This is a genomic window from Vibrio sp. 10N.261.51.F12 (assembly GCF_041471725.1).
Lineage (GTDB): Bacteria > Pseudomonadota > Gammaproteobacteria > Enterobacterales > Vibrionaceae > Vibrio.
On the sequence record NZ_JBFROV010000007.1, the window covers coordinates 47,521 to 67,116 of the forward strand.

At 46.9% G+C, this 19,596-nt stretch carries 21 protein-coding genes; 13 read left to right on the top strand and 8 right to left on the bottom strand.

The window, feature by feature from the left end; genetic code table 11:
- Positions 1-38 precede the first annotated feature (38 nt).
- The 4 genes from AB4405_RS04230 (at position 39) to AB4405_RS04245 (ending at position 4,703) form a co-directional block, all read left to right on the top strand.
- Positions 39-1,250, top strand: a complete 1,212-nt coding sequence (locus AB4405_RS04230; RefSeq protein WP_372059776.1) for an aspartate aminotransferase family protein — start codon at positions 39-41, stop codon at positions 1,248-1,250.
- An 81-nt stretch (positions 1,251-1,331) separates the two neighbouring features.
- On the top strand, positions 1,332-2,351 hold the full coding sequence (astA, locus tag AB4405_RS04235; RefSeq protein ID WP_102469727.1) for an arginine N-succinyltransferase: 1,020 nt from the start codon (positions 1,332-1,334) through the stop codon (positions 2,349-2,351).
- A 92-nt stretch (positions 2,352-2,443) separates the two neighbouring features.
- A complete protein-coding gene (gene astD / locus AB4405_RS04240) occupies positions 2,444-3,901 on the top strand; it encodes a succinylglutamate-semialdehyde dehydrogenase (RefSeq protein WP_372059777.1) in 1,458 nt (485 codons plus the stop codon).
- A gap of 10 nt (positions 3,902-3,911) precedes the next feature.
- Positions 3,912-4,703 (top strand): DUF1338 domain-containing protein, encoded by a 792-nt coding sequence (locus tag AB4405_RS04245; protein WP_372059778.1) that lies wholly within the window; start codon positions 3,912-3,914, stop codon positions 4,701-4,703.
- Between the two features lie 70 nt (positions 4,704-4,773).
- On the opposite strand, the gene crp is transcribed toward AB4405_RS04245, so the two are convergent.
- The 5 genes from crp to AB4405_RS04270 all read right to left on the bottom strand — a co-directional run bounded on the left by crp (position 4,774) and on the right by AB4405_RS04270 (position 9,393).
- Positions 4,774-5,406: a cAMP-activated global transcriptional regulator CRP gene (gene crp / locus AB4405_RS04250; RefSeq protein WP_009602948.1), complete on the bottom strand. Its 633-nt coding sequence runs from the start codon at positions 5,404-5,406 to the stop codon at positions 4,774-4,776.
- 244 nt (positions 5,407-5,650) lie between these two features.
- Positions 5,651-6,520 carry a phosphoribulokinase gene (locus tag AB4405_RS04255; protein WP_102469730.1) on the bottom strand — a complete coding sequence of 290 codons (870 nt, stop codon included), beginning with the start codon at positions 6,518-6,520 and terminating at the stop codon, positions 5,651-5,653.
- A gap of 232 nt (positions 6,521-6,752) precedes the next feature.
- Positions 6,753-6,965, bottom strand: a complete 213-nt coding sequence (locus AB4405_RS04260) for a YheU family protein (protein WP_102469731.1) — start codon at positions 6,963-6,965, stop codon at positions 6,753-6,755.
- A 56-nt stretch (positions 6,966-7,021) separates the two neighbouring features.
- Positions 7,022-8,008 (bottom strand): hydrolase, encoded by a 987-nt coding sequence (locus AB4405_RS04265; RefSeq protein ID WP_372059779.1) that lies wholly within the window; start codon positions 8,006-8,008, stop codon positions 7,022-7,024.
- Positions 8,005-9,393, bottom strand: a complete 1,389-nt coding sequence (locus tag AB4405_RS04270) for a PLP-dependent aminotransferase family protein (RefSeq protein WP_372059780.1) — start codon at positions 9,391-9,393, stop codon at positions 8,005-8,007. Before AB4405_RS04270 ends, AB4405_RS04265 begins: the two co-directional genes overlap by 4 nt.
- Positions 9,394-9,524: 131 nt before the next feature.
- Here AB4405_RS04270 and AB4405_RS04275 point away from each other — a divergent pair, with 131 nt between their 5' ends.
- The gene (locus AB4405_RS04275) at positions 9,525-10,121 is read left to right on the top strand and encodes a LysE family translocator (protein WP_372059782.1); all 597 of its coding nucleotides are present in this window, start codon (positions 9,525-9,527) and stop codon (positions 10,119-10,121) included.
- Between the two features lie 82 nt (positions 10,122-10,203).
- Here the strand turns inward: AB4405_RS04275 and AB4405_RS04280 are convergent, their stop codons facing one another.
- Both AB4405_RS04280 and AB4405_RS04285 read right to left on the bottom strand, forming a co-directional pair.
- Positions 10,204-10,683, bottom strand: a complete 480-nt coding sequence (locus tag AB4405_RS04280) for a TIGR02444 family protein (RefSeq protein WP_372059783.1) — start codon at positions 10,681-10,683, stop codon at positions 10,204-10,206.
- Positions 10,680-12,602, bottom strand: a complete 1,923-nt coding sequence (locus tag AB4405_RS04285; protein ID WP_102469736.1) for an ABC transporter ATP-binding protein — start codon at positions 12,600-12,602, stop codon at positions 10,680-10,682. The genes AB4405_RS04280 and AB4405_RS04285 overlap by 4 nt, the downstream gene beginning before the upstream one ends.
- A gap of 145 nt (positions 12,603-12,747) precedes the next feature.
- Between AB4405_RS04285 and kefG the strand changes: the two genes are divergently transcribed.
- The 8 genes from kefG (at position 12,748) to rplI (ending at position 18,600) form a co-directional block, all read left to right on the top strand.
- Positions 12,748-13,362: a glutathione-regulated potassium-efflux system ancillary protein KefG gene (gene kefG, locus AB4405_RS04290; protein WP_372059784.1), complete on the top strand. Its 615-nt coding sequence runs from the start codon at positions 12,748-12,750 to the stop codon at positions 13,360-13,362.
- Positions 13,346-15,142 (top strand): glutathione-regulated potassium-efflux system protein KefB, encoded by a 1,797-nt coding sequence (gene kefB, locus AB4405_RS04295; RefSeq protein WP_102469738.1) that lies wholly within the window; start codon positions 13,346-13,348, stop codon positions 15,140-15,142. Before kefG ends, kefB begins: the two co-directional genes overlap by 17 nt.
- Positions 15,143-15,160: 18 nt before the next feature.
- The gene (locus tag AB4405_RS04300; protein WP_102469739.1) at positions 15,161-15,364 is read left to right on the top strand and encodes a YheV family putative zinc ribbon protein; all 204 of its coding nucleotides are present in this window, start codon (positions 15,161-15,163) and stop codon (positions 15,362-15,364) included.
- Between the two features lie 100 nt (positions 15,365-15,464).
- The gene (gene slyD, locus AB4405_RS04305) at positions 15,465-16,058 is read left to right on the top strand and encodes a peptidylprolyl isomerase (protein ID WP_102469740.1); all 594 of its coding nucleotides are present in this window, start codon (positions 15,465-15,467) and stop codon (positions 16,056-16,058) included.
- 133 nt (positions 16,059-16,191) lie between these two features.
- The gene (locus AB4405_RS04310; protein ID WP_102469741.1) at positions 16,192-17,154 is read left to right on the top strand and encodes an isoaspartyl peptidase/L-asparaginase family protein; all 963 of its coding nucleotides are present in this window, start codon (positions 16,192-16,194) and stop codon (positions 17,152-17,154) included.
- A 163-nt stretch (positions 17,155-17,317) separates the two neighbouring features.
- On the top strand, positions 17,318-17,707 hold the full coding sequence (rpsF, locus tag AB4405_RS04315; RefSeq protein WP_102469742.1) for a 30S ribosomal protein S6: 390 nt from the start codon (positions 17,318-17,320) through the stop codon (positions 17,705-17,707).
- A 179-nt stretch (positions 17,708-17,886) separates the two neighbouring features.
- Entirely contained in the window at positions 17,887-18,114 is a 228-nt protein-coding gene (gene rpsR / locus AB4405_RS04320; protein WP_000090472.1) for a 30S ribosomal protein S18, read from the top strand.
- Between the two features lie 33 nt (positions 18,115-18,147).
- Entirely contained in the window at positions 18,148-18,600 is a 453-nt protein-coding gene (gene rplI / locus AB4405_RS04325) for a 50S ribosomal protein L9 (RefSeq protein ID WP_372059785.1), read from the top strand.
- Positions 18,601-18,683: 83 nt separating this feature from the next.
- Here the strand turns inward: rplI and AB4405_RS04330 are convergent, their stop codons facing one another.
- On the bottom strand, positions 18,684-19,451 hold the full coding sequence (locus tag AB4405_RS04330) for a YdiY family protein (RefSeq protein WP_372059786.1): 768 nt from the start codon (positions 19,449-19,451) through the stop codon (positions 18,684-18,686).
- Positions 19,452-19,596: the final 145 nt, after the last annotated feature.

Genomic DNA, 19,596 nt, shown 5'->3' on the forward strand with positions numbered 1-19,596 from the left:
CCCCTTTCCTCGTGTGCAGTAATTAAAAGGAACGTGTTATGACAATGGAAAAAACAGTATCCCGCAAATGGTTTGATGAGGTGATGGTACCTTGTTACAACCCAATGGAAATGATCCCAGTTAAGGGCGAGGGCGCACGCGTTTGGGATCAGCAAGGTAATGAGTATATTGATTTTGCTGGTGGTATCGCCGTGAGCTGTTTAGGGCATTGTCATCCTGCCATGGTGAATGCGATAACAGAACAGGCGAACAAAATATGGCACCTCAGTAATGTGATGACGAATGAGCCTGCTTTGCGTTTGGCGAAAAAACTGACGGAAGTCAGCTTTGCGGAACGAGTCTTTTTTGCGAACTCTGGCGCTGAAGCTAATGAAGCCGCACTCAAGCTTGCTCGTCGTTGGGCTAGCGAGGTCCATGGGCCAGAAAAGTCTGAAATCATTGCATTTAATCAAGGGTTTCATGGCCGTACTTTCTTTACGGTGACAGTGGGTGGTCAAGCGGCTTATTCGGATGGGTTTGGTCCTAAGCCGGGTGACATTAGCCATATCCCTTATAACGACATTGCAGCACTTGAAGCGGCGATGTCGGATAAAACTTGTGCGATTATGATGGAGCCTTTGCAAGGTGAAGGAGGCATTATTTCGCCAGAGCCTGAGTTTGTACAAGCGGTTCGAGAGCTTTGTGACAAGTACAACGCGCTACTAATTTTTGATGAAGTCCAAACCGGAAACGGCCGTACGGGTCAGTTCTATGCATATCAAGGTTTGAGTATAACCCCAGATATTCTCAGTACGGCAAAATCTCTTGGCGGCGGCTTCCCAATTGGCGCCATGCTGACCACAAAGGAATTGGCGGCGCACATGAAAGTGGGCACGCATGGTTCAACCTACGGGGGTAACCCATTGGCTTGTGCCGTCGCAGAAGCCGTGGTTGATGTGGTTTCTTCTCCGGAAGTCCTTGCCGGCGTTGCTGAGCGTGAGGCTTGGTTCCGCGATGGGCTCAATGCCATCAATGATAAATACGATATTTTTTCTGAGATTCGTGGCAAAGGCTTGTTGCTTGGTGCTGCGCTTAACGAACAGTGGCAAGGGCGCGCTCGTGATGTTCTTGTCGCCGCTGGCGCTCAAGGCTTAATGGTTTTGGTTGCTGGTGTCAACGTAGTTCGTTTTACGCCATCACTTGTGATTACCAAAGAAGAAGTGGAATCGGGTCTAGCGAAACTAGATAAAGCGATCAGTACTTTGATGTAAAAGTACGTTGGTGTGCTACTCGTTTGAAACCCTCTCTTGGCTGTGGATGTACCAGGAGAGTTTGCGTCGGAGGGATTATTGATGCTTGTTGTTCGTCCTATTACGATGTCTGATTATGACGCCTTGCACACGTGCGCGGTAGAATCTGGTCACGGCTTCACGTCTCTTCCAGTAAATGAAGAGCTGCTTTCCAATCGAATTACTCACTCTGAATACAGCTTCAGTAAGACCGATGTCACCTCGCCAACCGATGAAGGTTATCTGATGGTTGGTGTCGACAGTGAAACCGGTGAGGTTGCTGGTACCACCGGTATAGAAGGTGCGATTGGTTGGGATGTGCCGTTTTACTCTTACCACATTAGTACTGTGGTTCACTCCTCTCCCAAACTGGGCGTTAACAACACCGTTAAGCTGCTCACCTTTGGCAATAACTACACCGGATGCAGTGAAATTTGCACCTTGTTCCTAAGGCCTGACTATCGTGTTGGCCTTAATGGTCGCTTAATGTCTAAATCGCGGTTTTTGATGCTGGCAGAGCACCCGCAGCGCTTCTCTAAAACGATTTTTGCAGAGATGCGAGGTGTATCAGATGCTGAAGGTAACTCACCGTTTTGGAAGTGGTTACAAGAGCATTTCTTTTCGATTGAATTCACCATGGCAGATTACCTGACGGGTATTGGTAAGAAGGGTTTCATTGCCGATCTTATGCCTAAGTTACCGATTTACGTCAATTTGTTGAGTAAAGAAGCGCAAGCGGTGATTGGTCAGGTGCATGACAATACCAAACCCGCCTTGAAGTTGCTCGAGAGAGAAGGCTTCACCTGTCGAAACTATGTGGATATTTTTGATGCTGGCCCGACCGTGGAGTGCGATCTACAAAATATCCAAGCGATTAGGAATTCATTCCGAGCCAAGGTATCGATCTCAGAGCACGCCAGTTCACAAGATTACCTTATTGCAAATACGTCATTTGAACACTTTAGAGCAACAGCCGCGAAAGCCGCTTATGACGCAGAAAGCCAGCGTGTCTTGTTAGCTCCAAGCGTGGCCGAGGCCTTGAACCTTTCTGAAGGTGATATGGTACGTATGCTCGCTCAGTAACAGGCTCTTGATGTTTATCCCGCCACGTTTGGTTATTTTTCGTGGCGTTGAAGACAATGCTCCAACCATTTTTATATGTTAAGGAATTCTCGATGACTCAATGGATCGCAGGACAGTGGGTAGCAGGACTTGGTGAACAATTTCATTCATTGTCACCTTACAATAATGAGGTGGTTTGGCAGGGACAATCAGCCACACCGGCGCAGGTTGAGTCCGCGGTTAGTGCCGCAAGACAGGCGTTTATCTCTTGGAAAAAAACCTCGTTTGAAGCGCGTGAAGCCATTGTATTAGCCTTTGCCGAAAAGCTAAAAGCGCGCAGTGAAGAGATTGCTATAGCGATTGCTAAAGAAACGGGGAAACCGTTGTGGGAAACTCGAACGGAAGCGGGCGCGATGGCCGGTAAGATTGCGATTTCCATTCGAGCCTATCACGAGCGTACTGGTCGCTCACAGCGAGAAGCGGCGGGGAACCAAATAGTCCTTCGTCACCGCCCTCTTGGTGTAATGGCAGTATTTGGGCCTTATAACTTCCCAGGGCACCTGCCCAATGGCCATATTGTTCCAGCGTTGCTGGCAGGGAACACGGTTGTCTTTAAGCCTTCTGAACAAACGCCACTAGTGGGTGAGCTTGCCATGCAGATTTGGCAGGAAGCAGGGTTGCCAGAAGGGGTTATTAACCTAGTGCAAGGCGGTAAAGAAACTGGCATTGCTTTAGCCGATGCCAAAGGTATTGATGGCGTGTTGTTTACTGGCAGCGCGAATACTGGCCATGTCCTACATCGTCAATTTGCCGGTCAGCCTGATAAAATGCTGGCGCTAGAGATGGGGGGCAACAACCCATTAGTTGTCAGTGAGGCGTATGGCGATCTTGATGCAACGGTCTACACCATCATTCAGTCTGCCTATATCAGTGCAGGGCAACGTTGTACGTGTGCCCGCCGATTGTATGTTCCCTTTGGCGATAAAGGTGACCAGCTTGTTGAGGCCCTGGTCGCCGCGATAGCAAAAATACGTATCGATGAGCCGTTTGCCGATCCGGCACCCTTCATGGGACCACAAATATCCATGCAGGCAGCACAAAACATCATACAGGCTCAGTCCGCATTGCAAGCCTTAGGCGGCAAGAGTTTGGTTGAGTCACAGCAGCGACAGGCAGCATTTGTGACGCCAGGGTTGATTGATGCGACCACAATTGATGTATTACCGGATGAAGAATATTTTGGCCCGTTGTTGCAGCTTGTACGCTATGAAACGCTAGAGCAAGCGGTTGAACTTGCCAATGATACCCGTTTTGGTTTATCCGCAGGACTTATCTCAACCAATGACGACGAGTGGTTGTATTTTGTTGACCATATCCGTGCTGGTATTGTGAATCGTAACCGTCAGTTGACGGGCGCGAGCGGTGATGCACCATTTGGTGGCCCTGGTGCATCCGGTAACCTGAGGCCGAGTGCTTTCTATGCCGCAGACTATTGTGCCTATCCGATGGCATCGATGGAGGGAGACGAAACGATTCTTCCAGCGACCTTAAGCCCAGGACTCGACCTCTAAGGAGCGACATATGAAAGTTGAATGGTTATTTGAGCAACTGTGGCAAGATTATACGACGCGCCTGTGTCCATCCGCCGCGAAAATTCAGGGGTTGCTGAAGGAGCAAGAAGCACTGATTAATGATCACATTGCCTTGCGCACCTTTAATCTCGACCCTGTTGGTATTGAGACATTGGCCAAGCCTTTTCTTGAGCTTGGTTACCAGCAAGGAGGCGAGTATGAATTCAAAGCTAAAAAGCTGTCAGCCATTCATTTAGAGCATGCAGACCACACGTTACCTAAGGTTTTTATTAGCGAACTGTGTGTGGAGCAGTGCTCACCCGAGCTACAGGCCATTGTGACCAAGCTGGTGGATCAAGTTGATAGTGCGGCCGTATCGTCGGCAGATTTTCTGTTTGGTGGGCGTCTGTGGACGTTGAGCAGCGAAGATTATCAAACACTGGCGCAAGAAAGTGAGTATGCCTCTTGGCTTGCCGCTCATGGTTATGGTGCGAATCACTTTACCGTGAGTGTGAATCAGTTGCAGCGCTTTGAAGACGTGGTGGCTGTGAATCATTATTTGCGCCAGGCCGGTTTTGAGATCAATGAATCAGGTGGTGAGGTCAAGGGATCGCCTGAGGTATTGCTGGAGCAATCATCGACCATGGCCGATAAAGTATTGGTGTCGTTTTTAGGCGAAGAGAAGCGTGTGCCTGGAGGTTTTTATGAGTTTGCTAAGCGCTATAAAATGAATGATAACACCTACTATCAAGGGTTTGTGGCAGCGTCTGCGGATAAAATTTTTGAGAGTACCCATCAATAAATAGACTCACCCTTTCGCCATAAAAAAAGCCACCTTGCGGTGGCTTTTTAATTATTAGTAACGTTAGATATTAACGCGTGCCGTAGACCACAATAGTCTTACCATGAGCAGAGATAAGGTTCTGCTCTTCCAGCATTTTAAGAATACGTCCTACTGTCTCACGAGAACAACCAACGATCTGGCCGATTTCTTGACGAGTAATTTTGATTTGCATGCCGTCAGGGTGCGTCATTGCGTCAGGTTGTTTTGCTAGGTTAAGTAGCGTCTGAGCAATACGACCAGTTACGTCAAGGAACGCAAGGTCACCAACTTTCTGGCTTGTCACTTGTAGGCGACTTGCCATCTGAGAAGATAAGCGCATGAGAATATCTGGGTTAACTTGGATAAGTTGACGGAATTTCTTGAAAGAAATCTCAGCCACTTCACAAGGTGATTTAGCTCGAACCCACGCTGTACGTTCTTGGTCTTCTTCAAATAGGCCTAGTTCACCGATGAAGTCACCTTGGTTAAGGTAAGACAAGATCATCTCTTTGCCTTCTTCATCTTTGATAAGTACTGCTACTGAACCTTTTACGATGTAGTAAAGTGTTTCAGCCTTCTCGCCCGCATGGATTAGCGTGCTTTTTGAAGGGTACTTGTGAATATGACAATGTGAAAGGAACCACTCTAGCGTTGGGTCGGTTTGAGGTTTACCTAGAACCATATTTCTTACTTCCTCTGCAGGGTATGCTTGCTGCTTTCCATATATTATAGCAAGTCCATTGTGTTGAGACTCACTAGCATAAAAGCACTTTGAAGATGGCGCAAGCGATCTTCTGTTTCAAAGAAATAGTATCCTTTTTTGCGCGGACTTTCTTGATTTTAATCGTGTCATCAGACCATTTTCCTATACAAAACTGTGCACATGATCACGGTATAAAAAATCATCTAAGTTTAGGCGCAAAAAACTAACCTATTTTCCCTGTTTCTATTAGCTGCTGTAGTATAGGACGGACAATTAATTCCATCGCAAAACTCATTTTCCCGCCCGGCACGACGATGGTGTTATGACGTGACATAAAGGAACCGTCAATCATTGAGAGTAGATATGGGTAATCGACATTCTTAATGCCCCTTAAGCGAATGACGACGAAACTCTCATCGAGACTTGGGATTCCCTTCGCATTAAGTGGGTTCGACGTATCAACGGTGGGGACGCGTTGGAAGTTGATATGAGTACGCGAAAATTGTGGTGTGATGTAGCTGAGATAGTCGTCCATTGACCGTACTATGGAATCGGTCACTGCTTCTCTGGAGTGTCCACGGTCACGTGTATCGCGAACAAATTTTTGGATCCACTCCAGGTTGACGATTGGAACCATGCCAATCAAGAGGTCAACGTGCTGAGCGGCATTAATGGCACCATCAACAACACCACCATGTAACCCTTCATAAAATAATACGTCAGAGTTTTGGGGTAAGTCTTGCCAAGGCGTGAAGGTGCCCGGCATTTGATTGTATGGGACCGCTTCGTCGAATGTATGTAGATAGCGACGAAATTGGCCGACGCCATTTTGTCCGTAGTTTTTAAAAAAGGTTTCAAGTGCAGGAAAGTCATTGGCTTGAGGGCCAAAGTAACTGATGTGCTTACCCTGTTCTTTTGCTTTGCGGATCTCGACATCCATCTCTGGGCGAGTAAAGCGATGGAAGCTATCGCCTTCGATAAACGCAGGTCTGATGTTCATCATGTTGAACATCTTGCGAAATGCTTCTGATGTTGTCGTTGTTCCAGCTCCTGAGGAGCCTGTCACCGCGATGATAGGGTGTTTCGCTGACATAACACTTCCTGTGTATTTTTAGTATTCATATCCCGATAAGCTGGGAAATGTTGTTTATGTATGGTTTATCTTAATCTGGGCACGAGCTTATCATGAGCGATTCAATCTATAATTGACGGCAAACGTATCGTTAACGGTAAATATGTAGTTAACGGTAAACGTATAGCTACCATCAACTATTTACTGATAAGCAGAGGCTTACTATAGCACCTCATAGCCAAAGGCGAGATATTTACAACGAGTTACGCATCTTGATGTCGACCGTTTCGTGTAATTCAGAAAAGACAATGACGGCTTCTCCCGATTCTAGTTGGCTTCGTACATGTGCAAGTTTATCGGCTAGAGTGTATTCGCTTTCACCGTAATCGGTGCCTTCACGCAATACAAATTCTTGAATCAAATTATCGAGTGTTTCCGATGCGATCTGCTGCCATGGGATAATCATAAATACCTCTCTCTTCTATGATGGTGAGAGTATATCAGAGATGAGCCCGACAGGAGTTATTCAGCAAGGTGTCGATAATAACTTGGCAATACTTCTTCAAGCCAGAAAACGGGTTTGCGCCAGCTTCCAGATAAAAAGCCGACGTGCCCACCTTGTTCGAGTAAACGATAGCTTAGATGAGGGGTCAGCTCATAATCAGGAATCACCTCATGATTCATAAATGGGTCGTCTTTAGCGTGGATAAACTGCGTAGGGATGACGATATCGTTCAAGCGTGGTAGTGCAGAACATCGTTGGTAATAGTCATCAGCGTCCTTAAAGCCGTGAAGTGGCGCGGTAATTAAATCATCAAATTCATAAAGCCTTTTCATTTCTTTTATTCGAGCGGCGGTTAACCCTAATGCCTCGCTGAGTAGGTGAGTTTTTAATAATGCATTTTTCTTCATCGAAGAGAGTAGGTAGCGTCGATATAGTTTGGAAAAACCTTGTTCAATACGGCTAGAGCACGCTGCGAGGTCTAAAGGGGCAGAAACAATCGTCGCACTATCGAGCTTAGTATCCGTCTTATAATGGGCGAGATAGTTAGTCAACATATTGCCCCCAAGGGATATGCCTACGGCTACCTTTTTGGCATTTGGGTAGCGATGATCCAAAAGCTCAATGAAGTGTCTTGCATCCCCGATTTCACCAGAATGATAGGCCCGAGCCAGACGGTTTAGATTGGGACCACACCCTCTAAAGTGCATCATAACCGCGAGCCAGCCTTGTTTTGCGAAGGCGTGCATCAACCCATTGGCATACGGGCTATTAAAGCAGCCTTCTAGTCCATGAAAGAGGACAAAGACCGGTTTATGCTTTGCCTTATCACTGTGGGGATCTTCACTCCATGCCAGTTCAACAAAGTCATCATCGGGGGTCTCAAGCGTTTCCCACACGGGGTCAAACAAGGAACGACGACGGATGAATCGAGGTATCAAGGTTTGAATATGCGGGTTACCGAGTCCCTTGGCGGCGATAAAAGGTTGTAGTGTCGGTGTGTTCATAATGTGAATTCACTGATTGGGTTTGATAATAATAGTGTATTGAGCTTTTCTACGCCGCTCTCTAGCTGTTCGATCGTTTGGGGGGAGCTTAATGAAAGCCGAACCGCAGGAATGACCGTTCCGCCCGGAGGGGCAAACAACTCCCCAGACTTAACAATGACCCCTAATTCTGCCGATTTTTGAACAAATTCACTGAGTCGCCACTGCTCAGGTAGGGTTAACCACACATGAAAACCACCGTTTTGGTAGCGCATGTTAAAAGCACCGAGAACGCGCTTGGTGATGGCCAGTCGCTGACTCATTTCATTATGAATGGCGGTGATATTGCGCTCTGCATCGCCAGATAGCAGCATTTCACAGGTGAGTGCAATCAGCAAAGGGCTGATCATCCAGCTGTGGTTTTGTAGAGTTAGAACAAGCTGTGGGTACAGTTTTTCTGGCGCACTGAGATAGCCGACACGAAGCCCTGGTGCTAAGCATTTTGAAAAGGCGCCAATATAAATGACGGTTTCTGGTGCCGAGTTTACAAGTGGTGCTGGGGGCGAGTCGAGTAACAAGCCGTTAATGTCATCCTCAATGATATAGACATTGTTGGCTTGGCATAGTGCGATGATAGCTTGGCGCCTTGCGGGTGACATGATAGCAGTGGTTGGATTTTGCAGTGTGGGTGTGAGGTATAAAAAGCGCGGAGAATAGCGCTTGCAGCATACCTCGAGCGACTCCGGTGTGATCCCTTCATCGTCCATTTCAACCCCTTTTAATGTGAGCTGATTTTGCCTTGCAAGTGAGATGACACCGGGGTAGGTGTACTGCTCCACCAACACCGTATCACCCGGACGAGTAAAGGTATCAAGGACCATCTGAATGGCGTGTTGAGCCCCCGAGCTAAACAGCAGCTTGTTGACATCGAGAAGGATGCCTTGCTCTTTCAACCAGTTTGCCACGATAGAGCGATGAGCATCCAAACCAGTTGGCGGTTGGTATAGCATCAGTTGATTAAGGTGCTGCGAAGATTGTCCTATACGCTGCATGGCCTGCTTGAGCATGTCGCTGCGATCGAGCCGCGGTGGAATGTTGTAGCTAAAGTTGCACTCGTTTGAGTGTTCTGGGAGCTCTTCAAACAACCAGCTCGGCTTCTCATTGTCGGTGACATACGTTCCCGCTCCAACTCGTGCTTCGACAAGCCCGCGACGCTCAACCTCTGCGTAAGCGCGAGTAATGGTACCCACGGTGACGGAGAGCTGATCGGCTAGCCAGCGATGGGTGGGCAGCTTTTCATTGCTCGAGAGTGTGCCATTGTTGATTTGATCGCTGATCTGATCGGCAATCTGTTTATAGATCGGCATCGGATCTTGTTTAGTTACACGAATGCTTGAGATTGTCATGGTGACAATAAACCTTTTGCGTCAAGTTTAATCCATTGTTATGGTTATTTTGTCGGCAATTTATCATTTATGCAACCATAAAATGGCAAATTGTATCGATACAATTTAAGCTATTGGATTAAGGAAGCAGCATGGAATGGTCGTTTATAATGTCAGTCGCTTTGTTTGCGATTGTCATGACAGGTACGCCAGGGCCTAACAATGTGATGTTAACGGCGTCGGGTGCCAATTTTGGCTATGTTAAAACGTTGCCACATTGTCTGGGTATCGGGCTTGGCTTGATCAGTTTGATACTGATTAATGGCGCAGGGTTAGGGGTGATCTTTACCAATTACCCTGTGGTTCAGACGTTACTCAAATGGCTGGGTAGCGGTTATTTATTGTACTTAGCGTGGCGGATACTATCGGCTGGGATCAGCACTTCGTCGCAAGATGATCAAGCAAAACCGATGACATGCTTTCAAGCGGTCTTATTTCAGTATTTAAATCCTAAAGCATGGCTGATGTCGATCACTGCAGTGAGTTCATTTGCGCTTTCCGGTGAGAGTTATTGGTTCTCACTTGGGGCGATCTGTTTGATCTTCTTATTGATTCAAGTCCAAACGTCTTCTGTTTGGATCGGCTTTGGCACGATAATTCGCCGCTACTTATCGACACCGATAGCTTGGAAGCGCTTTAATTCGAGCATGGCTATGCTGACAGCATCGTGTGTCTTGTTTATTTGGTAATGTCGTTTACTTGCTTGTCCGAGTGAGGAATAAGTCGCTAATGTACGAGAATTAAAACGAGTATGACTTATCCAGGGAGCGATTACTGGCGAGAGGGGAAGAAGGTCGCGAAAGGTTTGGCAAATACACAACCAAGGTGATCCGCACCAAGTTGCTGGCAGTATTTAGTGACGAGCAGCGCCCCTGTGTTGGTGGTGATGTGGCGTGCATTGATGCAGTCGACCAGATCAGATTGCTGCTGCTTTTCTAGGCTAAGCTCAAACTCTAGGGCCTCGCGGTACAGGCTGTCGTTGATGTTGTTTTTGAGCTGCCGCCTGAGGTGGCGAAAATGGTGGAGAAGCTGCTCAGTGCGTCCCAAGCAACCCTGTATTAAATGCCAATCTTCAGCAGAGAAATGACAGTGCTGCTCGTCTAACCATTTGAGCGCGAGCAGCAGGTTTACGTTGCCATGATAGTGGTTCTGAATCGCAAGACACGCCTCTTTAACTTCTCGCACACCATAGTATTGCAGGCTGAATTGCCATAGGTGTTCGAGGGTCAGTGGCGCGTGCTCATTACTCATGATTCATTGATTTCCTGTTCCATGTTTTCTAGCTCTTCATGCAGCCCCATCCACTCCATCTCTACGTCTTCGAGTGTCGATTTACTCGTTGATTGTTGGGCAAGGACTTTAGTCAGTTTAGCTTTGTTTTCCGCTTCATACAGTGAGGTATCAGATAATTGTGTTTCTGCTTCACTGAGGAGTGTATTTAGCTTATCCATTTGCTTTTCGAGTTTATCAATGGTTTTGCGTATTGGCGCTGTCAGCTTTCTGAATTCAGCCTCTTTGCGTTTTTGCTCTTTTTTTGCGGCCGCACTGTTTGTCGACGCTTTGCTCGGCTCGCTGGCTTGCGCTTCTTTACGCTCAAGCTTTTGCTGTTCTGTTAGCCATTTGTAGTAGTCCGTTAGATCGCCATCAAAAGGGGCAACCTGGCGGTCATGAACAAGATAAAGGTCGTCAGTGGTTGCACGCAGTAGGTAGCGGTCGTGACTGACAATGACCATCGCCCCTTCAAAGGTTTGCAATGCAAACGTGAGGGCCTGACGCATGTCTAAATCAAGGTGGTTGGTTGGTTCATCGAGTAGCAATAGGTTTGGCTTTTGCCATACCACTAACGCCAATACCAAGCGTGCCTTTTCACCACCTGAGAACGGCGCCACTTTATCCAGTGCTTTTTCACCCTGAAATCCAAAACTGCCCAAGTAATCACGGATCTGTTGCTCAGTCTGATTAGGGGCAATCTGCATCATGTGCTGCAGTGGCGTTTCTTCGGGATGGAGCGTTTCAAGCTGATGCTGTGCAAAGTAGCCAATCTTTACGCCCTGCGAGTAAGTGAAGTCTCCGCCCTTTGCTGCTAGCTCACCTGAGAGTAACTTGATGAGAGTGGATTTACCGGCACCGTTTCGTCCCAGTAAACCAATGCGACTACCTGGAACGAGGTTGAGACGAATTTTTTCTAGGATCAGATTGTTGTCGTAGCCTGCTGAGACGTCATCCATCATCATGATTGGATTAGGCAAAGCGGCAGGCTCTCTGAATTCGAAGCTAAACGGATTATCAAGTTGAGCCGGTAGCACTTTCTCCATACGCTCCAGTGCTTTGATACGGCTTTGCGCTTGGCGGGCTTTTGAGGCCTTGTAGCGGAAGCGGTCAATATAGCTTTGCATATGCGACATCTGTTTCTTTTGTTTCTCAAACATCGCTTGCTGCAAGATCAATTTCTGCGCGCGTTGTTCTTCAAAAGAGGAGTAGTTGCCGGTGTATTCGTTGAGGGCTTGGTTTTCGACATGAACAATTCGGCTGACGATCGGATCAAGGAAGTCGCGATCGTGAGAGATCAGGATCAATGTCCCCGGATAGTTTTGTAACCAGCGCTCTAACCACATGACAGCATCAAGATCTAAGTGGTTGGTTGGTTCATCGAGTAATAATAGGTCTGAGCGACACAACAGGGCTTGGGCAAGGTTAAGACGCATACGCCAGCCCCCTGAGAATTGGGTCAAACTCCAGCTCATCTGTTCTTGGGTAAACCCTAAACCGTCAAGTAATTCAGCCGCTCTGGCTCGAATGCTGTAGCCGTTAATCACTTCTATTTTTCCATGCAGCTCTGCTACAAGGTTACCGTTGTCTGCTTGCTCGGCCTTGAGAAGATCGTGCTCTAACCCTCGAAACTCGCGATCACCATCGATGACATATTCAATTGCGCTGCGATCAAGCGCAGGGGTTTCTTGGGCGACCCAGGCGAGTTCCCAATGTGATGGTTGATGGAAGGTACCCGCATCAATAGACAGTTCATCTTTAAGTAACGCAAATAATGTAGATTTGCCGCAGCCATTTTTTCCCACGAGACCAACTTTGTCTCCAGGGTGAATAGTGGCAGAGGCTTGATCGAGTAGAGGCTTTCCACCTCGAAGCAATTGGATGTCGGAAAAGGTGATCATAAGGCTATAACTAACGGTGAGTTTGAACTTTGGAATACTAGGGGCAAAGTGGATAAATGTCGATCATTATCCGTTTTACGTTATGATGGATCAAAGTTATAACAATTATCTTATTGCTAGGTACTACAAGGAACGATTTCAAGACATGACGTCTGCATTATTAAGTTCAGTTCCCTCTCCTAAAGTTCTGGTTATCTATGCCCATCCAGAGCCACAAAACTCGGTTGCCAATCAGGTAATGCTCAAGAAAATTCAGTCGCTCGATAATGTCACGTTGCGTGATATCTATGCGCTTTATCCTGATTTTTTTATTGATGTAAATGCTGAGCATCAGCTGCTGTTAGAGCACGATGTGATTGTCTTTCAACATCCGCTTTATATGTATTCATGTCCCTCGTTATTAAAAGAATGGATTGATCGGGTATTAGGCAAAGGCTTTGCTTTTGGCGATGACTGTGCATTAGAAGGCAAGTATTGGCGTAGCGTTATTACCGCTGGCGGCAAAGAAGAAGCGTTCAGCCAAACTGGCTACAACAAATACCCGCTTGAGCAGATACTGCAACCTTTCGAACTTTCCGCTGCCTTGTGCAAGATGCATTGGGTGGAGCCCCTTGTTTTGTATTGGTCACGACGTGTTGACGATATTGAACGCTATCAGCATGCCGAGCATTATCGGCAATGGCTGATGCATCCATTGGATGATGAATACATCCTTCCCAGCAACCTGAAGCAGGAGAGTGGCAATGGCGATGACCAGTGATCTATTGCAAAACAGTGTCATCTTTCTTTCTGCCGCTGTTGTTGCCGTCCCGATTGCTCAAAGGCTCGGTTTAGGGTCGGTACTTGGTTATTTACTGGCTGGTGTTGCGATTGGCCCCTGGGGGCTTGGCCTTATCAGCGATGTCGATGAAATCCTGCATTTTGCAGAGTTTGGCGTGGTATTGCTGCTGTTTTTGATCGGCTTAGAGCTAAACCCCAAGAAGCTATGGCAAATGCGTGTTCCTATTTTGGGGCTCGGAGGGGCACAGGTGGTGGTGACCACCATGGTGCTATCGGGGATTGCATCTTTATTTGGTCTTAGTTGGCAAACCAGTTTAGCGATCGGTATGGGGTTGGCGTTATCGTCGACGGCGATTGCTCTGAAGGTGATTGAAGAACAAGGGCTAGAAGGGGGGGAAACGGGGCAATCTGGTTTTGCGGTGTTGTTGTTTCAAGATATCGCGGTGATTCCAATGCTGGCGTTGTTACCGCTGTTAGCGGGCAACACATCAGGGAATTGGGCCGATATTGCTTGGATGTTTGCTGGTATCGTGGGTTTACTCGTTGGCGGTCACTTCTTGATTCGTCCGTTATTTCGCTACGTCCTTATGAGCGGGGTTCGAGAACTATTTACTGTCACGGCGTTGTTGCTGGTGGTGGGGATTGCCGTGTTCATGCAAAAGCTTGGGTTGTCGATGGCGTTGGGTACGTTTCTGGCTGGTGTGTTGTTGGCGGAGAGTGAGTATCGTCATGAGCTAGAGGTGGCGATTGAGCCATTCAAAGGGCTGCTGCTTGGGCTGTTTTTCATCGCCGTTGGCATGGCGGTCAATCTGGGATTATTGGTTTCGGAGCCACTAAAAGTATTGATGGCGGTCGCTGCACTTGTCGTGATCAAAGGCTTATTGCTGTACGTTTTGGCGCGACTGTTTGGTATTAGACCCAAAGCACGAAGTAAAATGGCGGCGATCTTGAGTCAAGGGGGGGAGTTTGCGTTTGTCATTTTCACGGCGGCCAGTGCGCAAGGGTTGTTATCGATTGAAGAGTCGGCTTTTCTGCTAGTGGTTGTCAGTTTGTCGATGGTGACGACACCATTGCTTTTGATGGGGCAGAAAAAATGGTTCGAAATGTCACTCAACAATACCGAGGAAGCCTCGCTGGAAAGCGATGTTCATGATCGAGAGCCCAAAGTTATCATCGCTGGATTTGGTCGTTTTGGGCAAATTGTTGGTCGTTTGATGTACGCCAATAAGGTGAGAATTACGGTGCTTGAGAGTGATGCGAGCCAGATACATTTACTCCGAAAATATGGCTATAAAGTGTTTTACGGCGATGCGACGCAACTCGATTTATTGCGCGCCGCGGGAGCGGATAAAGCAGAGGCCATTGTGGTCTGTACGGATTCACCAGAAGAGATCATGAACGTGGTGGATATTTGTCATACGCACTTCCCAAAACTCAAGGTATTGGCTCGTGCTCGAAGCCGTGTTGAGGCGTATCAGCTTATGAATCATGGTGTGAGTAAGTACTCACGAGAAACCTTCTTGGGTGCGCTAGATCTGGGGCGACAAACCTTGATCGAACTGGGTTTTCATCCGTACGAGGCCAAGCGCGCCGAAGCACATTTTAAAAAGCTAGATAACGCGATGCTGAAAGAGCTGTTGCCTCAACATAATGAAGACGCTCAATTGGCGCAGCGTTCGAAAGAAGCACGTAAAGAATTAGAAGAAATTTTTGGCAGAGAAATGGAAAATGATCGCCAATCAAGAAATTTTTGGGATTAACCCCAGTTAGGAAGCAAAATGACGCGTATTAAAAAAAGATTTATCGCGGGCGCAAGTTGCCCTAAGTGTTCCACTCAAGACAGCCTGCGCTGGTGGATAGAAAATAATGTTGAGTGGGTTGAGTGTGTTGAGTGTGAATTTTTAGAGCAACGCACCCCACAATCGGTCGAAAAAAGTGAACGAGGCGAAGAGGCATTAATTGGCATTTTTAAGCCTGAGTGATTGAGTTTCTAAATTTCGTCCCCATAATGTGCACATAAGCCGCACAAGCGGTGATTATTTTGTGAGGCATCGCCTCAAGTGCCAATCCTTTGGAGTTCACATGAAAATTGCTAAGAACGTAGTCGTTAGCGTCGCATACCAAGTAAAAACTGAAGACGGTGTTGTTGTTGATCAATCAACAGTTGAAGCCCCGCTTGATTACCTTCACGGTCACAACAACCTGATCGTAGGTTTGGAAAAAGAGCTAGAAGGCAAGGAAGTCGGTAGCAAATTCACTTCTGTTGTTGCGTCTGAAGAAGCGTACGGCGAGTACAATGATGCACTAGTACAGCGTGTTCCAGCAGATGTATTCCAAGGTGTTGACGTGATTGAAGTCGGTATGCGCTTTCTAGCGGACACAGACCAGGGTCCTATCCCAGTTGAAATCACGGAAGTTGATGGCGACGAAGTCGTGGTTGACGGAAACCATATGCTCGCAGGTCAGACACTCACGTTTGATGTTGAAGTTGTGGCAATGCGTGAAGCAACAGCGGAAGAAGCTGAGCACGGTCATATTCATCAAGAAGGTGGCTGTGGTCACGATCACGACCATGATCATGAAGGTGGTTGTTGTGGTGGTGGCGATCACGACCATGGTGAGAAAGCTGAGAAGAAAGAAGGCTGCTGCGGTGGCGGCGGTTGTGGCTCTCACTAATTCATCGAATTTTTAGAAAGTATCACTTCTTGTAAGTGCACTTTTTAATATCAATGACATCAAAGGCCTCCCAAATGGGAGGCCTTTGTGTTTTTATGGTTTTTATTTGGACAGAGCTTAGAGGAATCAAAGGATGACGATGTCTTTTTCTATCGCGATTCATGGCGGAGCGGGCACCATCTTGCCAGAGCAAATGTCGCCTCAATTAAAACAAGATATTCTTGAGACACTGTCGCAGTCGGTCAAGGCGGGTGAGCGTCTTCTAGCGCAAGGTGGTGATGCACTTGACGCGGTTGTTGAGGCTGTGAAGGTATTAGAAGACTCTCCCCATTTTAATGCAGGTAAAGGCTCGGTGCTGACACACACCGAAATGGTCGAGATGGATGCCTCAGTGATGCATGGGCGCGAGATGGATGCAGGAGCGGTGGCAGGTATACAACATATCAAGAACCCGATCATGCTTGCCCGCGAGGTTATGCAAAACAGTGAGCACGTCATGCTTATTGGTAGCGGCGCCGAAACCTTTGCCTTTGAACGCCAGTTTGAATACACCGAACAAGACTATTTCTATACCGACCGCCGCTATGAACAGCTTCAATCGATGAAAGAAAAAGGCTTGTTTGCGTTATCAGAATCGTCATTTCCTGACGCTCAACCCAAGTATCCGGATGATAAGAAATACGGCACGGTTGGCGCGGTGGCGCTTGATAAACAGGGTAACCTCGCGGCTGCAACGAGTACTGGCGGCGTGACAAATAAAAAATATGGCCGTGTAGGCGATACCGCAATCATTGGCGCGGGCACGTTTGCTGAGAATGGGAATGTCGCGGTGTCCACGACAGGGATGGGGGAGTATTTCATTCGAAAAACGGTCGCGAGTGATGTTGCAGCGAGAATGCGCTACCTAAAGCAGGATGTACATAGCGCGTGTGAGTCTGTGATTCAGGGAGAGCTTAAAGCCATGGGTGGCGAAGGCGGTTTGATTGCAATCGACAGCAAAGGGGAGATTCATTTTGCGATGAATAGCTCGGGCATGTATCGAGCATCAATCGATGTTGCTGGCCAGCTAAGCGTAAAGATTTATGCTGATGAATAAAGGCAAGATTCAAATGCGTGAATGGTGTGCAAAATCCCTTGCTTATTTTCCGTTCTTTCTATAACATTCGCGGTCCTTAATTCTCGGTCTTATTTATTAGTTCCTTGCTTCCTCTGGACGACCGAGCCACTCGTGGAAGCTAATAATCCGTAAGGAGCAACCTATGCGTCATTACGAAATCGTATTCATGGTGCACCCTGATCAAAGCGAGCAAGTTGCTGGCATGATCGAGCGTTACACTGGTTCTATCACTGAAGCTGGCGGTACTGTACACCGTCTAGAAGATTGGGGTCGTCGTCAACTGGCTTACCCAATCAACAAGCTTCACAAAGCGCACTATGTTCTTATGAACGTTGAAGCGCCTCAAGAAACTGTTGATGAACTAGAAACTGCTTTCCGTTTTAACGATGCAGTTCTACGTAACATGGTTATGCGTACTAAAGCTGCTGTTACTGAGCCTTCTATCATGCTTAAGCAGAAAGAAGAACGTGCAGAGCGTGCTCCTCGTCGTGAAGAGCGCAGCGAAGCTAAGCCAGAAGCAGCTGCTGAGTAATTCATTGCTTGACCGTTACCTCAGTCTTTAAGGCTTAGGTTGGTCATCAAAGAGACTCAACATTTGGTACAAGGTAGTGATATAACAATGGTAAGAACGTGTTCTTACCACCATCTGAAAAGCTGGACCGTTATGTAACTTACCGACAATAGACTTAATTTAAGATCAGGAGATAGCCCATGGCTCGTTTCTTCCGTCGTCGTAAATTCTGCCGTTTCACTGCAGAAGGCGTACAAGAGATTGACTACAAAGACGTAGCAACTCTTAAAAACTACATCACTGAAGCTGGTAAAATTGTACCTAGCCGTATCACTGGTACAAGTGCTAAATATCAGCGTCAACTAGCTCGCGCTATCAAGCGTTCACGCTACCTAGCTCTACTGCCGTACACTGATAAGCATCAGTAATCGGCACCGTTTATTTAGATAGAGGATTAAACAATGCAAGTTATTCTACTTGATAAAATCGGTAACCTAGGTGGTCTTGGCGATACTGTTAACGTTAAATCTGGTTACGCTCGTAACTTCCTTATCCCACAAGGTAAGGCTGTTATGGCAACGACTAATAACGTTGAGATGTTTGAAGCTCGTCGTGCTGAACTAGAAGCTAAAGTTGCTGAGCAACTTACTGCTGCTGAAGCTCGTGCTGAAACAGTTAACGCTCTAGAAGCTGTTGTTATCGCTTCTAAAGCTGGTGACGAAGGCAAACTATTCGGTTCTATCGGTACTCGTGACATCGCTGACGCTGCTACAGCTGCTGGCGTTGCTATCGCTAAAAGCGAAGTTCGTCTTCCTGAAGGCGCACTACGTAACACTGGTGAATTCGAAGTTAGCGTACAACTTCACTCTGAAGTTTTCGCAACATTGAAACTTCAAGTTGTTGCTGCTGAGTAATTTCAGTAAAAGATACCAATAAAAACACCAGCCTCGGCTGGTGTTTTTTTATGTCTGAAATAAAAAGCGGATTGAGAGACGGATTAAAAGCTAAATAAGAGGTTAATCGTCATTATTGAATCTCGCTTACTTAAATCTCCAGGCACCTGATCATGGTATTGGCTGTTATAAGCGACCTTTAAGGCGATGGTTTCAGTGATATCATTGGTGACATTCAATTCAGTATCAAAACGAGTATTACTTTTACCCGCTGTAATCGTAAGCTTACTGCCCACGGAAAGGTTCTTTAACGGTTTCCAGAAAAGATTCATATTGGCACGAATAATGGGCTCGCGAACCACATTTGGAAAGACGATGTCCTTATCACCAATCTCTTCAAGGTTTGGCTCTTGGTAACGATAACCGGGACCCACTTCCGCTTCTAATAACAGTTTTTCCGTATTGGTTAACTGGTAACCCAAACCGCCTGACACCGTATGGTCTTCATAATAAGAACTATATAGAGACGTAAAACCATTGTAGTTACCATACAAGTAGGTACGTTGATTGAGTTTATAATCCGACTGCAGCATATAGTTTTGCTGATTCTTGTCTTCATCCCCATCCTTGTAAAGTTGATAATATTTCCATTCGCCGCTCGTACGATGGCGGCCCTCGGTATATTCCGCGGCGACGCGAGCATTCAAGGATTGCGAATTGGTATTGCCAGAGTGTGATTGATAGCCGAACTCGACCTCAGACTTCAATGGTGAAGGAGGCGCTTCTTCCGTATCGCTCGGTGGCGCGAATTCTTCAGCATAGATTACTGGCGAAGCAAGCAATACTAAGCTAATTAGCAAATTCTTCGACACAGAAACCTCACGACTATGAAAATGGGCTGGGATTATAAGTGTCGTATATTCAGGCATCGTCAGCGACAGGTCAAATATTGATTCGATATTCTCGCCCTTGGTAGTGGTTTCTTTACTTTAGCCATTTCTTATTTCGCGTATAATG

Excerpts from the sequence above, each read along its gene's own strand:
- AB4405_RS04230 (WP_372059776.1), top strand. The coding sequence starts at position 39 with ATGACAATGGAAAAAACAGTATCCCGCAAATGGTTTGATGAGGTGATG.
- astA (WP_102469727.1), top strand. The coding sequence starts at position 1,332 with ATGCTTGTTGTTCGTCCTATTACGATGTCTGATTATGACGCCTTGCAC.
- astD (WP_372059777.1), top strand. The coding sequence starts at position 2,444 with ATGACTCAATGGATCGCAGGACAGTGGGTAGCAGGACTTGGTGAACAA.
- AB4405_RS04245 (WP_372059778.1), top strand. The coding sequence starts at position 3,912 with ATGAAAGTTGAATGGTTATTTGAGCAACTGTGGCAAGATTATACGACG.
- crp (WP_009602948.1), bottom strand. The coding sequence starts at position 5,406 with ATGGTTCTAGGTAAACCTCAAACCGACCCAACGCTAGAGTGGTTCCTT.
- AB4405_RS04255 (WP_102469730.1), bottom strand. The coding sequence starts at position 6,520 with ATGTCAGCGAAACACCCTATCATCGCGGTGACAGGCTCCTCAGGAGCT.
- AB4405_RS04260 (WP_102469731.1), bottom strand. The coding sequence starts at position 6,965 with ATGATTATCCCATGGCAGCAGATCGCATCGGAAACACTCGATAATTTG.
- AB4405_RS04265 (WP_372059779.1), bottom strand. The coding sequence starts at position 8,008 with ATGAACACACCGACACTACAACCTTTTATCGCCGCCAAGGGACTCGGT.
- AB4405_RS04270 (WP_372059780.1), bottom strand. The coding sequence starts at position 9,393 with ATGACAATCTCAAGCATTCGTGTAACTAAACAAGATCCGATGCCGATC.
- AB4405_RS04275 (WP_372059782.1), top strand. The coding sequence starts at position 9,525 with ATGGAATGGTCGTTTATAATGTCAGTCGCTTTGTTTGCGATTGTCATG.
- AB4405_RS04280 (WP_372059783.1), bottom strand. The coding sequence starts at position 10,683 with ATGAGTAATGAGCACGCGCCACTGACCCTCGAACACCTATGGCAATTC.
- AB4405_RS04285 (WP_102469736.1), bottom strand. The coding sequence starts at position 12,602 with ATGATCACCTTTTCCGACATCCAATTGCTTCGAGGTGGAAAGCCTCTA.
- kefG (WP_372059784.1), top strand. The coding sequence starts at position 12,748 with ATGACGTCTGCATTATTAAGTTCAGTTCCCTCTCCTAAAGTTCTGGTT.
- kefB (WP_102469738.1), top strand. The coding sequence starts at position 13,346 with ATGGCGATGACCAGTGATCTATTGCAAAACAGTGTCATCTTTCTTTCT.
- AB4405_RS04300 (WP_102469739.1), top strand. The coding sequence starts at position 15,161 with ATGACGCGTATTAAAAAAAGATTTATCGCGGGCGCAAGTTGCCCTAAG.
- slyD (WP_102469740.1), top strand. The coding sequence starts at position 15,465 with ATGAAAATTGCTAAGAACGTAGTCGTTAGCGTCGCATACCAAGTAAAA.
- AB4405_RS04310 (WP_102469741.1), top strand. The coding sequence starts at position 16,192 with ATGACGATGTCTTTTTCTATCGCGATTCATGGCGGAGCGGGCACCATC.
- rpsF (WP_102469742.1), top strand. The coding sequence starts at position 17,318 with ATGCGTCATTACGAAATCGTATTCATGGTGCACCCTGATCAAAGCGAG.
- rpsR (WP_000090472.1), top strand. The coding sequence starts at position 17,887 with ATGGCTCGTTTCTTCCGTCGTCGTAAATTCTGCCGTTTCACTGCAGAA.
- rplI (WP_372059785.1), top strand. The coding sequence starts at position 18,148 with ATGCAAGTTATTCTACTTGATAAAATCGGTAACCTAGGTGGTCTTGGC.